The sequence below is a fragment of the Chitinophaga sp. LS1 genome, from assembly GCF_034274695.1.
Lineage (GTDB): Bacteria > Bacteroidota > Bacteroidia > Chitinophagales > Chitinophagaceae > Chitinophaga.
In genome coordinates this window covers 8,089,325-8,104,639 of record NZ_CP128362.1, presented here as the reverse complement: position 1 = coordinate 8,104,639, position 15,315 = coordinate 8,089,325, and the positions used below count along the sequence as shown (strand labels likewise).

Here is a 15,315-nt window from a genome sequence, read left to right as displayed (position 1 = left end):
TGGGTAGGCTATGAAGATCGGAGTGGTGAATTTGGGGGCTTGCTTGGTTTTATTATTACAAAACTGCTACGCTTTTTGTTCTTACTCCTTTAAAAAAAAGATGATCAGCTCAGGCTGCTGTTTTTCGTTTATACAACAAGTCCATTTGTAAAATTTGCAAAGCATCTGTCTGGCAGAAACCAACAGGAGCGATGAATTCAAATCCCAGCTCTTTTACATAATTATGCATCTCATCAAAGAGGGGTTCTCCTTCATACATAGGTACGAACGATGTTTCGAACAGGAGGTAATCTATTTTGTCCAGGCTTGCAGCAGCCCCTTTCAGTACTTCTTTTTCAAACCCCTGTACATCCAGTTTCAGGAGCACCGGTGCTTCAAAAGGAATGTTTCTAAACAGGTCGTCTATCCTTCTTACAGGTACTTTGATCTGGTGTTCAGAAGCGGTCTGTGGGAAAAACTGTTGCTGTATACTTGATACATGCAGTGCCGAGCTGGCATGTGAATAATCGTTCTGAAAGAACTCCAGGAAGCCGTTGGTACTACCCAGTGCAAAGTTGTACGTACTGATACCTTTCGCCTTGCTGATGTTTTGCTGCAATGTGTTAAATACAGCCGGCACCGGCTCGAAAGAATGAATACCGGCACGTGGATAAAAGAAACGTGCAGAAAGCGCAAACTGTCCCTGATTGGCGCCTACATCGATGATTGTTTTTATTTCCGGAATATAGTGTTTACAGTTATGCAAAATCGTGGTGGAGGCAATGGATCCTCCTTTTTTCCACAAAGCACTGAGACCTCTTCCTGATTGTAAAAAAACCTTGGCCGCGTCGGCAATTTTGAAAATGAAATTCATAGTGAAAATTTAGTGTTCCAGCAATGTTTGTAAAAAGCGATTGTTTCCTGAATGCTTTTGTCCCATGTAAAGAATTGCGATCGGGTATACCCCGCCTGAATAATTGTATCCCTGAAATGTTGATCTTCGAGCAATTGAATTTTTTCTGCAAATGCAGCAGGAGAGGGGTTGTTCACCAGTAGTCCTGCGGTACCTGTCACTTCCGGTATGGAAGTGGTGTAGGTAGCAACTACCGGGCAACCCGCCTTCATGGCTTCTCCAGGTGGAAATCCAAAGCCTTCGTAGGAGGAAGGATACAAGAGGCACCAGGCATAATTGTACAGGATGTTCAGCGCTGAGGAACTCACATCCCGGAGTATATGATACCTGCCTGGAATGGCCTGTTCCAGTACCTCCCTTTCTTTGGGCTGCCAGGGTTCACCACCTGCTATCACCAGCTGGTATTGGGCTGGTAATAACTGCAATGTTGCCACTGCCTGATCGAAGTTTTTGTAGTGGCCGCGCACGCCGATGTACAGAATATAAGGTGACGGGGGCAATGCGAAGTCAGGCGGCTGCTGTTTGTTCAGGGGATAAAAGCAATCAGCAATACCATGATGAATAACCCTGACTTTTTCAGGATCCGTTTTGGGATAGAAATACAATAGCTCTTTCCGGGTACTTTCTGAGATGCAGATAATACCGTCTGCATGGCGTATGCCATAAGCCTTTTGCCGGATGTTGGCCAGCCCGCGGGGGAATCGGGTAGCCATCCTTCGCTCATGTGCAAAGTCATGTAATGTGAGAATGTTGACGATATCTTTTTGGGGTGATACACGTAAGTACCCACCATGAAATACAGCACTGGAAGGCAGTGTGTACCGCAATGGCAGGTAGCGCAGATACTTTGGAGGTATCCAGCTTTCACGGATACAGGGATAAGGACTATAGTCAAGCTGCTGCTCAAAGAGATTGTCAGAATGCGGATCAGCATTCAGAAAGTTCAGCGGCAGATCTGTATTGCAGAGCCCTTTCAGGAGCTCATACCAATACATAGACACACCGCCTGCCCTTTGAATCGTAAACACAATATTGTCTAAATATATCTGCATCACATGGTCATTTTAGTAGTCTCTCCATCATCGTAAGCGCATAACATTGCTACTATTATCAGGAACAGATCTATTTGACTAAAAAAGAAGCATACCCATACAAAGGCGAAATACCCTTTTTGAAAAGCCCCCAGCTGTGGCCTTGTTATAGTAAGCACTGCGAAAAAGCAGATGAGGGCCAGTAAACCAAACTCTGCCAATATGTAGAACCAACGCATATTCAGGTTATGCCCGCCAATACCGTTCAACCTGTTTTCATAGTTCACTTGCCCAAAGAAGTATTGTGCAGGAATAAACGTACTATTACCCGCACCATAGCCGGACAGCAGCAGGTAAGGTTCATCTTTGAAGAAGTCTACCACCGGCAGCTCCATATCTCTTTGCAATGGCATCCCCATTACCACATTGTCTTTCTGCCAGATCTCATTATCATACCTGTATACAGAGCGCTTGAACACTAACTGATAAAAGGTATTTGTCTGGTTTTTGGCGTACAGCTTTATAAAATATTTACTGGATGCTGCGACCCCCAGGAATAGACCGATGATGATGCTTATGGATAGGAGTATACGTAACCTGGCAGATGAAATACTGGCGAGGAATATACAGCAGATTCCCGCCGAAAGCAGGTTGATCCAGAAGGTTTGAGATACAGTGAGCACACCCATGATCAGAGAGATCGCAGCCCACTTGTATTCCCTGTCATTTAGAAACAAGGGGATGGTGAGTGATAGAAATGCACTGAACACTTTCGGCTCTGCAAATAATGCCTGTATGCGCAGGCTGAAAAAGGATGTGGATTGCTCCAGCAGGTAACGGTGTTGTAACCCGATGATCTCACCCAATGCTTCACTTTTAAATATAAATTGTGACACGATCTGCAGAATGGCAATTGCAAAAGAAAATTTTGCAATCTTTTTCATGGTGGCAGCATACAGCTCAAAAGACAACTGTTTCCTTTCCTGTACAATCTTAGCCCCCAGTGCAAAGAGCGGTAGAAAAGACTTGATGTAAAAATAAATGGGTCTGAAGTAGAAAGCCGATTTCTTACCAGGTGGATAATAGAACGGATCTTTATACACCTGCACAAGAACAAAAATAACAAGGCTTGACAATGCCGGTAGTACCAGTAATAACAGGTATTCACGTCTGATGAGTGTCTGCCCTGTAAAGAGCCTGTGTGCCTGCTCCACCATGAAGACTGCACTGATAAAGAAAGTCGCGGTAAAGGTAGGACCTACTATCAGCATCGTATAAGCTTCAGTGGCAAAGGCAAATAAAGCAGTTTCCATCGCAGTGATCCTCCTGCTGTAGTGCAGGTATAACAATATACTGGCAATGACAAGGGGCATAGCTTCCTTGAACATCTCCACGAATGGATTACTGCTGATGAGGGCGTTATAAATACTATCCATATTTACGAAATGCGCTTATACAGGTTATAGAGGAATGGCGTGCTCCTTACAATCTTCTTTGCCATATAAGACAGGTAAGGAGGATTGAACAGGCTCGCTACTGAATAATTATCAGCTGCATCGTCAATGCTTATCTCTTTTGGATGAACGATATTGCTGATACTGCCATACACCATTTTTTTGAACCAGGCAGGCGTGGCGCGGGTATGTGTTGCTTCCTTTCCATACCCGATGTTTTTAATCAGGTTGGTATTAGGAATAATAGCATATCCATGATTGAACCACACACTCATAAACCATTGAATATCCCAGGTATCGATTCTATTAGTATAGATATTGTCAATATCTGTGAGGAACTGGCGGTTCATACCTTTCCTGGAAACATCCTTGTACCGCTGCAGGGTAAAGTCATAATGTTTCCATGCCCTGCGCCAGGTAGCCCATCCCCAGATGTGTGCGAATCGTGAAAAGTAATAAGATGCATCACCTCTCTGGTGTCCCATCTGGTAATTGCTGCCAGCGATGTGCATAACATGGTTGTCATGTCTGTATCGCTCCAGCAGGGTGGTACAGAAGCTGAAAAAGGTGGGATCTGGTATGCAGTCATCTTCCAGGATAATCCCTTCTTCTACCTGTTCAAAGAACCACCCGATGGCGCTGCTCACTGCTTTGCCACACCCCAGGTTCTCATCTCTGAACAAGGTTTTTACTTCACAGGGCCAGTCCACCGCATTCATCACTTCATTCCGGGTAGATTTACACAGGGAGGCTTCGCCTGGTTTACCAGGACGGGGACCGTCTGCTGCGATAAACAACCGGGAAGGTTGTTGGGCTTTGATTTGCTCAAATACCCGCATGGTCTGAAAGGGACGGTTGAATATCAGTAATAGCACAGGTGTTTCGGGCTTCATTATTTTATAGCTTCAAGTGATACTGCATTTTCAAATCTTGTTCTTTCTTCTACCAGCTTAAACATCGGATCCGGGCAATCATTGAATGCACATTGCCGGACGGTACTAAAACCCGCTTCCTGCAGGATGTTGGACAGGGAGAGATGATCCCACATGTATAGATGTTCGCTGTTGCCCAGCGTGCTTGTCAGCAGACTTTTGAATCCCCTTTGCCGTTGCTTTTTGCCCAGCATCGTTTTTTCGAGGAACTTGGTATTTGCATTGATATCATGATTGGCGAGGTCTTCTACATACTCCCTGGCAGCTGATTCCAGGTCAGGTAATACACAGCGGAAATAGCCGCCTGGTTTCAGAATGCGATAGGTATTACGCACAGCCAGCAGACAATCATCATATGAAAGATGCTCCAGTACATGAGAACAGTATACTCCATCGCAGGAAATTTCACTGATACCAGGCAATGATTTCAGAATATCTCCCTGCTGAACATCTTTTGGGAAAGTAACATGCAGCCTGCCTTTCAGCAATTTGCCAAGGATAGGTAACTGCTGGATCCGGAGTGTTGGACTTGCATCAAAATTGGTCCATCCATCAGGCGCTGAATAGGGACCGCATCCATACTGTACATATAACTTATTCATATACGCTAATGACTTTTGATATTCCTGAAAATGTAGGTGTAATATGTTTTGGCAAAGATGTCGTAACCCGCTGCCTGCATGAATTTGCCCAGCTCTGTATTATACATGTCTCCCAGCAGGAAGGGATTGCTTTCTACCAGGATGTATGCAGGGCGATACTTTTGCCAGTTGTTTGAACGCAGCACATCCATATCCAGTCCTTCTGCATCAATAGTAAGGAAGTCGATCGCAGTGCCGGCAGGTAAGTATTTATCCAGAATGTCACCCAGTGGCCAGGTTTCAATCTGTTTTTCCCCAATCACTTTGTATTTAGGGTCCTGTGTGTATTCTTCCACCTTGTCAGGCGAAAAGGTATTCAGCGCAGGGTCATTGAAAATGTGGTAGGTCAGGTGCTGCCTGGTGGCGGATACCCCCATTTCCAGGTTGGTATCCAGTGGACGGTATCTGTCAAACATCGCTTTGGAGCCGGGGTTCGGATCAATGTTGATGCCTTTCCAGCGTTTTTTATAGAATATATAGGTGTTGGATACACGAAAAGGATGGTGTGCACCCACATCGACATAAGTACCATTTTGTTTGTTGTCAAAAATTCTTTTCAAAATCAGGTCTTCCCCCTCCGAGCTGTACGCCGGAGCCAGGTACCTGATTTGAGGTGCTAACTTTGATCCCAACCGGGCAATTAAATTTTTAACTTGACTCATTTACTCAACGACTTTTGACGTAATACAGATAATAAGTTTTCAATAGAACTCTTCAACGCCAGATGCAACTGCCAGATATCTGCAAGCGCCTTTCCTGGGTGTAGCATTTTTATAATGAACATTTTTGCCTGTCCGGTTTTGTCAACGATAATCAGGCAGGTAGCGACGGTTGTATAGGAAATAACGGTAGCAATAGCTGCAGCTATACCTCCCAGTGAGGGAATCAGCAACAGGTTGATCAGCAGGTTCGCTGCAATACCCGCAATTGTTGCATACAGGTTCGCTTTATAGTAGCCTTCCACTATCAGGTATTGCATAATGGCAACGCATATAAATACGGGTATATTCGCCCAGATATGTATGGAAAGGATTACACCTGCATGTGGATACTGGCTGCCATATAAGATGCCTGTGAGCCAGCTGGCAGCAATTGTCATAATAATGGCAATCACCGTACTGCCCCACATAGAAAGCCGGATCCATTTCTCCACATTTTCTAAGTACCTGCCGTGATTGGTTTGCCTTTTCTGTATCAGGTTGGGTAAAATAGCAACGGCTATCACCGTGGGTATCGCATACCACAACTCTGATATACGGGCAGCTGCTGCATATTCTCCCAGTTGTTGCGGGGTAGTCAGTATATCCAGCATCAGCTGATCGCTTTTCATGTACAGCAGTACAAGTACACCGGTGAACAGGAGGGACCAGCTTTGTGAAATCAGGTAGCGGGCTTCCTGCATGCGTACTTTAAACAATGAGGCAATGCCTTCATGCCAGATGTAATACCCAAATATGAGCAGGTAGGTAACCACCAGTTCCGCAAGAGATACCCACAGGATGATCATAAAAGAAAGATTCATCCTGATACACATAATCTTGATCAGGCAGAATAAAACAAATATGGTCACCTTCGGTATAATGACCCGTTGCACCTGGTTGTGTGCCTGGTAGAAGTAGTCAAATACATCGAATGATTGCAGCAGGATATTAAAAGCAGTAATGGTGGTACACCAGATGTACAAAGGATTGTTCTGCCTGGTGAACCAGGGGATCATAATACAAATTGTGCAGGATAGAATGCCCGCTACAATTCGCATACACAGCGCTGTAGATACAATCTCATCCCTGCGCTCAGGGGCAGATACCAATTCTTTCACTACAATCTTGTCCAGCCCCAGCACCGCTATACCACCTACAATTGCAGTAAGGGCTATAGAATAGTTCCAGATACCAAATTCCTCAGGGCCGATATGACGTGCAATCATAGCCATGGTAAATAAACCAAGGAACAGCCGCGCCAGTTTGTCAATCAGCAGCCAACCACTATTTTGAAGGATCTTATGCAAGACGATGTTTTAGTTTTTTGAAAAATGAAAACCATCTTTTTACTTTCAGATTTTCCTGTGAATATGAATAATGGTCGTAATAGTAGTTTGGATAGAAACTATCCTGTTCAATACCGTTGAAGATGATACCGGTTTTGCGGAAATGCCCTTCTCTGATATTTTCTGCTACTGCTTTCAGTTTCGATTTCAGGGTGAAATTGTAGCGTACTACAAAGAGGGTGGCATCTATATAAGATGCCAGACTCTTTGCATCAGAAACGATACCGATTGGCGCCGTATCAATGATGATGTAGTCATAGCGTTCTTTCAGCGTGGTCAGCAGTGTACGCATCCTGTTTCCTTCTATCAGTTCCACCGGGTTAGGAGGAATAGGTCCGGATGAAATCAGGTGCAGGTCGGTACCCGGCACTTTGCGGATAATTTCGTCGATAGATTTATTCTCTACGATATAATTAGTGATGCCTGTAAAATTGTCCATGCCCAGGAACTTGGAGAGTTTTGGTTTACGCAGGTCAAGTTCCAGCAGTATTACTTTCTTTTTATTCACTGTGAGGGAGTTGCCCAGGTGCGCACTTAAGAAAGTTTTACCCTCGCCGGAAATGCTGGAAGTAACCAGGATAGTAGTACTATCAGTATGTTCGCTCAACAGGTAACGAAGATTGGTACGTAAGTTGAAAATTTGTTCCAACAGTACGGACCTGTTTTGAAGAGAAAAGTTTTTGGCTGTTTCTTCTTCATCCTGGTATATTTCTGCCATAAGCGGAAGTTCAAATAATTGTTCAATCTCAGTTTTGCTAAGGATCTTATTGTTAAGGAAATATTTCAGGTAGATGTAAAGCGTACTCAGTGCCAGACCAGCAGCAAGGAATCCTACAAAGGCCATCGTTTTCCTGGGTGATTCCGGTTTTTCAGGAATGAATGCAGGAGCAATAACCCTGTTGTCAGTCACATTACTTGCATAGGAAACCGATGCTTCTTCTTTCTTTTTCAACAGGTAGAGGTAGAGATTTTCTTTTACGCCCTGTTGTCTTTTGATATTGATATATTCTCTTTCGTAAGCCGGAATGTTGGCAATTTTAGCCTGGATCTGGTTGACCTTTTGCTGCATCTGGTTCTGTGCTACGCCGGCGTTGCGCCTGTAACCGGAGATGTAGTTTTTAATAGTATTACGTGCATCTTCTATTTGGCCATCCAGGTTTTGTACGATCATACTGCTGGGTTGCAGGGAGAGCGAGAGTTTGTTTTTTTCTTTCAGCAGCTCTTCATACCTGTTGATCATGGCCGTCAGGGTTTGATCAACGGTGCCCAGCATCGGTGCGAAAGGATAACTATTACCCGGTGCATTCAGGTACTCGTCCACCTGGTCGAATACGGAGAGCTGCATGTTTGCATCATTCAGTTTTATATCTGCATCCTTTACCTGTTCCAGGGCCAGTTTGGAAGTGCCTTCGATATCGGTAATACCCCGCTGCACTTTGAATCGTTCCTCCTGTTTTTCCAGGTAGCCCAGCTCATCGCGCAGGGAGTCAATACGTACAGAGAGGAAGTTGATCGTTTTCAGGGCTACCCTGTTCTTATCATCCAGCGTATAATCGTTGTAGGTATCCAGCAGTGCATTGATAAAGTGAGCAGCACGTGCAGCGACGGCATCCTCATAAGTCACCAATATTACAGTCGCGTCTTTATTCACCAGCGCTGTGCCTATATCATCCAACTTTTCATAGGCCAGTTCTGCAATAGAATCCACCCGGATGCGATAGTCATTCATGCGGGGAACTTCTATAGTGGGGGTGCTGTAAGTGATGCTAAACTGATCGCGTCCTACAGTAAAAGGGACGCCTGATTGCACAGTGAAATCTTTCGTCTGGTCATCACCATATTCAGCTTTTACTTTCAGACCGTTTCTTTCTGGGGTTATATCAAAAATATAATTGCCGATATTGGCAGTATCACTAAGAACCCGGATACTGAACGGGGAGTTGTCATAGAGTTCTTCATTACGAACTGCTGCTTTCCGGTAGTAACGAATGTTGAAGTGATTGTCCCTGATTACTTTGGCTATCAATATCGGGGACTTGATTACTTCCATTTCATTCTCAATATTTTTCCCGCTATTGAATAGGGAGAGCGACTTGAGCATATCCATTTCTTCACCACCACCTTTCTTTTCATCTTTCAGATACAACTTAGCGCTGGACATATACCTCGGTTTGGCATATTTCAGGTAGATGAATGCTCCCAAAACAGAGAGCAGTATGAGGATGAGATAAAGTGGCCAATGGAATGCCAGTTTCTTCAACAGGTCATTCAGATCAATAACTGCAGCCCGATTATTTGTTTCGTTTTTTTGGTTCATAACGTAGGAATCATTTAACAGTAACGATAATAAGTGTTGTGATGAGGGACAGCGCGCTTATCATAGTTGGAATCAGCGTGACGAATTTTGAACTATTGAACACTTTGTTTTTGCCCGGTCTTATATAAACCACATCATTATTATTCAGGTAATAGTAAGGTGATGAAAGCACTTTACTGTCAGTCAGGTTGAGGGACACATACTTTTTTACACCATCTACTTCCCTGATCACCGTAACATTATCATGCAGGGCGGTTACATTCATATCGCCGGCCATACTGAGTGCATCCAGTATGGATACCCGTTCAGCGCCTATCTTGAACGAGCCTGGGCGCGCAACATCACCTAACACAGATATTTTGAAATTGGTAATACGGGTAGAAACAAAGGCATTACGGATACTTTTGTCCAGTTCTGTAGTAATGACAGTGTTGATTTCTGCCGTTGTTTTATCCTTTACATAAACCCTGCCTGCCATCGGGAGATTGATGTAGCCGTCACTATCTACGATATAACCGGGATCAATACCATTGGCAGTAGTGGAAACAGCGGATACGGCAGCAGGATTCAGAATCTGGGAAATGTCTTTGTCAATGGTCGTAACAGTAATTTGCAATACATCCCCGGGTTGAACTTTAAGTGGCTGTAAGGAATGCCCGTTTTCCTCACCCATTTGTTGCTGAATGTCGTTTAAATAGGTTATTTTTTTGGTCTCAATGCAGCTGGCCATTAAGAACAAACTGCTAATTAACAGTAAATGGATTTTGGATTTCATGTGTTATTTAATTATAGATCGTGTGTATTTGATGGTTGAATAGATTATGCTTCCGGAATGATGGCAGCAGGCACAGTGCTCGTCCTTTTTTTAATTAATTTCTGTCGTAAAGTCTGTTGTACAGGGAGCTCGAAATAGTAGTGGCCCAAAACACTTAGTGTGATCAGAACTACATAGAATAATAATAAGGTGAGGGGAGACTGGAATACTGTTTTGGGTAAACCCAGCGCATTGACCAGTACGGCGGCAGCAACCATGAGCGGAAAGTGAATCAGGTACAGGCAATAGCTGGCATTTCCGAGTAGCTGTGTCCACCTGGCCCTGATGCCGCTTTTGATCGTCTCTGCCATGGCTAATACCAGTACGGTAACAGGAGACACAATCGTTCTGAAAAATGTATTAGTCGCCAGGTAAAAGATCTTTTCATTTTTTTCATCCGTCCAGGCTGGCAGTAATTTGTGTGTAACAGAGAAGAACAGGCGATGAGTAAACGAAAAATAATATTCGGCAAGGATATACATCCATAACAACACAGCAACAATGGCAATATTGCGGGTCAGTTTCCCGAAATATTTTTTAGTGCACAACCAGGAGTATATATGATATACGAGTGCCCCCAAAAAGAAAGAATAGATACCCTGACCGATCATTGGGTAAATAGCCTGGACAATAGCACCAGCAACGACCAATAAGATCAATAATCCTTTTCTGTTATGTTGTTTACGCCATGCGATGAGGAAGAATACCAGGTAGAGCAACAACTCTACGGATACAGACCATGATGGCCCGTTAAATCCATTGAGCGCCGGTGTTTTCTCAAACCCCCAGCTGTGGATAACGAGCAGGTTGAGCAGAAAATGCCAGTAGTCATTATTTTGTATAATAAAGGTATGTCCTGACTGTTTCACCATCAGCATTTGCAATGGTATAATGGCCAGGAGCGTAAGAACATGCACAGGATATAGGCGTGTGAACCTGTAGGTAATGAAATAGTTAAAACTGGTTGCCCCCTTTGCGATCTTATCTGCATAGAACCAGAAAAATATAAAACCTGACAGCAGGAAAAAGAGGTCTACTGCATAAAATGCATGATGATAAAAGATGGAGAATACGGAATATAGCGGTAAATGGAAATCTTCGAGGGGAGCTGTCTGAACAGTATAATCCTTATAAAAGAAGAATTGCCAGTGGCATAATACGACAATGAGTGCCGCAAATCCCCTGATTGCATCCAGACTAAAAAAGTATAATGATGAGGGCTTATTCGAGGTCATGGAATGGTGATAATATAAAACAATAAAAAACCTTAATGACTTTTTGGTCATTATTAGAGTGGAGTTATTTCCAGTTTTTTATTGATTATAGCATTCTCAGACGAGGGCAAGTTAAATCAAAAATATCATTTGCACAAAATTGAAAAAAAATCCCTGGCGTAGTGACCTGAGCAGTGGATGTTCGCTATAATATGCTATAGTAAAGATTTTTCCAGTATAAGACTGTTAGGAAAATGGGGCAAGTGCAATACTAAATACGATAGTTATACACGTTATAAATTATTAAAAAATGAACAATATTTGTATTATTTATGTATTTATGGGAGAAAAAAATCCTAGCTGTAGCCTCGAAAAAAAATTGACCCGTAATAGATGAAAAGCATTAGAAAGTTATTTAATGTTATGCACCATTATTTGTATAACATCAGAAAGTCCCAACAAACCGATATTCTGTTATTAGGAGCATTGTTAGCAAGACAAAATAAAGCATTACCAATTTTGGACAACATCGCAGATGCTGAATTTAAAGTGTTTAGTCAGGCAGGGGACGATGGGATAATACAATATCTGATTCATAAAGTTCAAATTCCTCTGAAAATATTTATCGAGTTTGGAGTTGAAAATTATGTAGAATCGAATACCCGATTTTTATTAAGACATGATAACTGGTCCGGTCTGGTCATAGATGGATCGCGGAAGGCAATTGACTATATAATGTCCGATGACATTTATTATCAGCATGATCTGCAGGCATTGGAAGCTTTTATCACCAGGGACAATATTAATGATCTCATTTCTTCCAGGGGAATCAATGGAGAGATTGGATTGCTGAGTGTAGATATAGATGGTAATGACTATTGGGTTTGGAAAGCGATTGAAGTGGTACAACCTGTGATTGTTGTAGCAGAGTATAATAGTGTATTTGGGAAGCACCGTCCGGTGACAGTACCTTACAAACCTGATTTTGTACGATCCGCTGAACATTATAGCTACTTGTATTTTGGCGCTTCGTTAAAAGCATTATATGTGCTGGCAGAGGAGAAAGGATATAGCCTGGTGGGATGTAATGCTGTTGGTAACAACGCCTATTTTGTAAGAAACGATCGGCTGGGTGAGTTGAAAGCACTAAGTGTAGAAGAGGGGTATGTGGAATCTCAATTCAGGGAAAGCAGGAATAAGAAGGGCCAGCTGAATTATTTAAGAGGTACACAGCGATACGAGTGTATAAAAGGAATGCCTGTGATCAATGTGGCAACAGGAGAAACAGAATTACTTTGATTAAAATGAATGTAAAATAAAACCTCAATGAATCCTGTATCAACAATATTTAAAGATCTGTATGTTTTTGTATTTGCACGAAAAGCATTGTATCGTTTCAATTTGCTGATGTATAAGTTAAGTATGCGGGGAATTGGAATCATGAATCATGAAAATGATCGTGTAAGTGGAGAAGAGGCCTTTGTAAAATACATGAAGAAGTATCATTATTTTGATAACGGAGCTATACTCGATATAGGGGCAAATGTGGGTCACTACTCCATCATGTTGCGCAGGCAAAATGTAAGTCTGCCAATATATGCATTTGAACCACATCCAAAGGCTTTCAACAAATTGCAGGATGCAGCTGCCACGCATCATTTTATACCTGTAAAGCGTGGTGCGGGAGACAAAGTGTCACAGGCCGTCATCTACGACTATGCTGGCAATGGTGGTTCTGAACATGCCAGTATGTACAAGGAGGTGATCACTGGTTTCAGAGACAGTGAGGCAGAAGAATTACCGATTGATATTACCACCATTGATGAATTTGTCGCAGAGCGCAATATCAGCGAAGTAGCGTTGTTAAAGATAGATACAGAGGGTCATGAGCTGAATGTGCTGAGGGGTGCAATGCATACAATACAAGGAAGAAAGGTAAAAGTGATCCAGATTGAGTTCAACGAAATGAATGTAATATCCCGCACTTTCTTTAAAGACTTTATTGACCTGCTGCCTGATTATTCATTTTATCGCATGCTGCCTGATGGTTTGATGCCATTGGGACATTATAATGTAGCCGCATTTGAAATATTTGCATTTCAGAATATCGTAGCTATACTGAAGTAATGGGATCAGGATGTATGAAAAATAAATGAACCTCCTTAGAACAACATACATGGAAACCTGGCTCCATCAGGTATCCGAATGAATAGAGCGTGTATCTTACTTTTGATGCACGCTCTTTTATTTTCATTTACGCGCTTCAAGTGCAACAGCATTGTTAAACCGTCCTTCACTTTCCACAAGTTTAAACATCTCATCTTCACTATCATTAAATGTGGCAGGACGTACATAACTGAAGCCTGCCCTGTACAGTTCATTGGATAACGATAAAGTGTCCCACATAAACAGGTGGTCACTGTTGCCATATGTATTTTGCAACAGTCCTTTAATACCCCTGCGACGATGCGTTTTTCCTAACCGTGTTTTTTGCAGGAATTTTGCGTTGGCCTCCTGGTCATGATTCGTAAGGTCTTCCACATATTCGCGGGCTGCTTTTTCCAGGTCGGGTACTACACAGCGGAAGATACCGCCGGGTTTCAGTATCCGGTAGGTGTTGCGCACAGCAATGAGGAAATCTTCGTACGTAAGGTGTTCCAACACGTGCGAACAATATGCACCATCAGCAGAGTTGTCGGCGATGCCAGGTAAACCTCTGATGATGTCCCCTTGTAGCACATTGTCGGGGAAAGCAATATGCATGCGTTGTTTAAGCAAATTCCCTATAAGAGGTAATTGCTGCAGACGGAGCGTGGGGGAGGCGTCAAAGTTCTTCCAGCCCTGTGGTGATGACATGCCACAGCCATACTGTACATAAAGTTTACTCATAGTTGATGGGTTTAAATAAGGTACATGGAGGTAGTGGGAAAACAGGAGAAAATGTGCTGATTGTCCAGGCTATTGTGTCTTGTGTCTTAATACTGTTTTAAGCAATATAAGAAAAATAATTGATTAGGAGATAGACAACTTTATACTCACCTTTCAAAATATTATATATAATAAATAAAATTATTTATTACCTTTGGTAAGATTAATTCTGTCTGCGCAGAAAAATTGCGCACTTGTGGTGATATCTTTGTATCGTTAGATATTTGGTCCTGGTCAATTGTAACTTACTTCTAATCTGATAACAGTTACAAAATTCCGGACCTTTCTTTTTAATACAAATCAGCATGGAACAGCTAAAAGCATTGTTGAAAGTTTCCTTACGCCAACAGGCCCTATACATACCCACATTAAAACGCCCTTTTACACATCAACCTTTAGATGAAGAAGGCATCTGATGAAGCCTATACTACGGTATGGGCGAAAGATGCAGCCGCAGTTACACAGTTGTTCATCGACTAATCAATAAAAGAAAAGAAAAAAGGGCAGCGGTAGTGGCTGCCCTTTCCTTTTAACTATCATGGTACTATTTCATACCGTCTGATTTGGCCTTTTTCATTTTATCCTTCATCATTACTTTACCATTCATATCTATCATCTCCCCATCTTTCAGCATCCACGTTTTACCATCTTTATTTTTAACAGTACCGTCTGCCATTACCATCGTACCATCAGTCATGGTCATGGTCTTTGTCATTTCTGACTTCTGACCACCTTTCATTACCCACATTTTGCCTCCTTTCATGGCTACACAGTCTTTCATCTTGTGCATACCATTATGTTGATGCATGGCAGTATCAGTCATGGGAGTTTGTGCAAATGTAGCACTGGCTGTTATTAACAGCAGAGAGGCGGACAAAATAAGTAGTTTTTTCATTGTTAATTTTTTTTGAGATTACAGGTTTGAAACTACAGCTGTCTCAGCTGTATATATATAAAGGTTTTCTATAAGGATATATACACGTATGGTGCCAGAAAGTTTTTTTCAACTACGCACTAACCTTGCGCACATCGGTTTGAATATTTG

Annotated in this window: 14 protein-coding genes; 2 read left to right on the top strand and 12 right to left on the bottom strand. The window is 42.5% G+C overall.

What is annotated here, in order from left to right; genetic code table 11:
- Positions 1-109: 109 nt before the first annotated feature.
- Genes QQL36_RS33205 through QQL36_RS33160 form a run of 10 tightly spaced genes read right to left on the bottom strand, consistent with a single transcriptional unit; the run spans position 110 to position 11,363 of the window.
- Complete coding sequence (locus QQL36_RS33205; RefSeq protein ID WP_321568208.1) at positions 110-853, bottom strand: FkbM family methyltransferase; 744 nt, start codon at positions 851-853, stop codon at positions 110-112.
- The gene (locus QQL36_RS33200; protein ID WP_321568207.1) at positions 850-1,944 is read right to left on the bottom strand and encodes a glycosyltransferase family 1 protein; all 1,095 of its coding nucleotides are present in this window, start codon (positions 1,942-1,944) and stop codon (positions 850-852) included. The genes QQL36_RS33205 and QQL36_RS33200 overlap by 4 nt, the downstream gene beginning before the upstream one ends.
- The gene (locus QQL36_RS33195) at positions 1,944-3,359 is read right to left on the bottom strand and encodes a hypothetical protein (protein WP_321568206.1); all 1,416 of its coding nucleotides are present in this window, start codon (positions 3,357-3,359) and stop codon (positions 1,944-1,946) included. Before QQL36_RS33195 ends, QQL36_RS33200 begins: the two co-directional genes overlap by 1 nt.
- Before the next feature lie 2 nt (positions 3,360-3,361).
- On the bottom strand, positions 3,362-4,270 hold the full coding sequence (locus QQL36_RS33190) for a hypothetical protein (RefSeq protein ID WP_321568205.1): 909 nt from the start codon (positions 4,268-4,270) through the stop codon (positions 3,362-3,364).
- The gene (locus QQL36_RS33185; protein WP_321568204.1) at positions 4,270-4,911 is read right to left on the bottom strand and encodes a class I SAM-dependent methyltransferase; all 642 of its coding nucleotides are present in this window, start codon (positions 4,909-4,911) and stop codon (positions 4,270-4,272) included. Before QQL36_RS33185 ends, QQL36_RS33190 begins: the two co-directional genes overlap by 1 nt.
- A gap of 5 nt (positions 4,912-4,916) precedes the next feature.
- Entirely contained in the window at positions 4,917-5,612 is a 696-nt protein-coding gene (locus tag QQL36_RS33180; protein WP_321568203.1) for an FkbM family methyltransferase, read from the bottom strand.
- Positions 5,609-6,958 carry a flippase gene (locus QQL36_RS33175; RefSeq protein ID WP_321568202.1) on the bottom strand — a complete coding sequence of 450 codons (1,350 nt, stop codon included), beginning with the start codon at positions 6,956-6,958 and terminating at the stop codon, positions 5,609-5,611. Before QQL36_RS33175 ends, QQL36_RS33180 begins: the two co-directional genes overlap by 4 nt.
- The gene (locus QQL36_RS33170) at positions 6,951-9,314 is read right to left on the bottom strand and encodes a polysaccharide biosynthesis tyrosine autokinase (protein WP_321568201.1); all 2,364 of its coding nucleotides are present in this window, start codon (positions 9,312-9,314) and stop codon (positions 6,951-6,953) included. The genes QQL36_RS33175 and QQL36_RS33170 overlap by 8 nt, the downstream gene beginning before the upstream one ends.
- Before the next feature lie 10 nt (positions 9,315-9,324).
- Positions 9,325-10,089, bottom strand: a complete 765-nt coding sequence (locus tag QQL36_RS33165; protein WP_083722109.1) for a polysaccharide biosynthesis/export family protein — start codon at positions 10,087-10,089, stop codon at positions 9,325-9,327.
- Between the two features lie 44 nt (positions 10,090-10,133).
- The gene (locus tag QQL36_RS33160) at positions 10,134-11,363 is read right to left on the bottom strand and encodes an acyltransferase (RefSeq protein WP_321568200.1); all 1,230 of its coding nucleotides are present in this window, start codon (positions 11,361-11,363) and stop codon (positions 10,134-10,136) included.
- Between the two features lie 402 nt (positions 11,364-11,765).
- Here QQL36_RS33160 and QQL36_RS33155 point away from each other — a divergent pair, with 402 nt between their 5' ends.
- A complete protein-coding gene (locus tag QQL36_RS33155; RefSeq protein ID WP_321568199.1) occupies positions 11,766-12,641 on the top strand; it encodes a hypothetical protein in 876 nt (291 codons plus the stop codon).
- Positions 12,642-12,668: 27 nt separating this feature from the next.
- Positions 12,669-13,469 carry an FkbM family methyltransferase gene (locus tag QQL36_RS33150; protein ID WP_083722107.1) on the top strand — a complete coding sequence of 267 codons (801 nt, stop codon included), beginning with the start codon at positions 12,669-12,671 and terminating at the stop codon, positions 13,467-13,469.
- 123 nt (positions 13,470-13,592) lie between these two features.
- On the opposite strand, the gene QQL36_RS33145 is transcribed toward QQL36_RS33150, so the two are convergent.
- Both QQL36_RS33145 and QQL36_RS33140 read right to left on the bottom strand, forming a co-directional pair.
- Positions 13,593-14,231, bottom strand: a complete 639-nt coding sequence (locus tag QQL36_RS33145; protein ID WP_083722106.1) for a class I SAM-dependent methyltransferase — start codon at positions 14,229-14,231, stop codon at positions 13,593-13,595.
- A gap of 583 nt (positions 14,232-14,814) precedes the next feature.
- Positions 14,815-15,165 (bottom strand): DUF6799 domain-containing protein, encoded by a 351-nt coding sequence (locus tag QQL36_RS33140; RefSeq protein WP_321568198.1) that lies wholly within the window; start codon positions 15,163-15,165, stop codon positions 14,815-14,817.
- Between the last annotated feature and the right edge of the window lie 150 nt (positions 15,166-15,315).

Excerpts from the sequence above, each read along its gene's own strand:
- QQL36_RS33180 (WP_321568203.1), bottom strand. The coding sequence starts at position 5,612 with ATGAGTCAAGTTAAAAATTTAATTGCCCGGTTGGGATCAAAGTTAGCA.
- QQL36_RS33140 (WP_321568198.1), bottom strand. The coding sequence starts at position 15,165 with ATGAAAAAACTACTTATTTTGTCCGCCTCTCTGCTGTTAATAACAGCC.
- QQL36_RS33155 (WP_321568199.1), top strand. The coding sequence starts at position 11,766 with ATGCACCATTATTTGTATAACATCAGAAAGTCCCAACAAACCGATATT.
- QQL36_RS33200 (WP_321568207.1), bottom strand. The coding sequence starts at position 1,944 with ATGCAGATATATTTAGACAATATTGTGTTTACGATTCAAAGGGCAGGC.
- QQL36_RS33185 (WP_321568204.1), bottom strand. The coding sequence starts at position 4,911 with ATGAATAAGTTATATGTACAGTATGGATGCGGTCCCTATTCAGCGCCT.
- QQL36_RS33150 (WP_083722107.1), top strand. The coding sequence starts at position 12,669 with ATGAATCCTGTATCAACAATATTTAAAGATCTGTATGTTTTTGTATTT.
- QQL36_RS33205 (WP_321568208.1), bottom strand. The coding sequence starts at position 853 with ATGAATTTCATTTTCAAAATTGCCGACGCGGCCAAGGTTTTTTTACAA.
- QQL36_RS33145 (WP_083722106.1), bottom strand. The coding sequence starts at position 14,231 with ATGAGTAAACTTTATGTACAGTATGGCTGTGGCATGTCATCACCACAG.
- QQL36_RS33195 (WP_321568206.1), bottom strand. The coding sequence starts at position 3,359 with ATGGATAGTATTTATAACGCCCTCATCAGCAGTAATCCATTCGTGGAG.
- QQL36_RS33190 (WP_321568205.1), bottom strand. The coding sequence starts at position 4,270 with ATGAAGCCCGAAACACCTGTGCTATTACTGATATTCAACCGTCCCTTT.
- QQL36_RS33160 (WP_321568200.1), bottom strand. The coding sequence starts at position 11,363 with ATGACCTCGAATAAGCCCTCATCATTATACTTTTTTAGTCTGGATGCA.
- QQL36_RS33170 (WP_321568201.1), bottom strand. The coding sequence starts at position 9,314 with ATGAACCAAAAAAACGAAACAAATAATCGGGCTGCAGTTATTGATCTG.
- QQL36_RS33165 (WP_083722109.1), bottom strand. The coding sequence starts at position 10,089 with ATGAAATCCAAAATCCATTTACTGTTAATTAGCAGTTTGTTCTTAATG.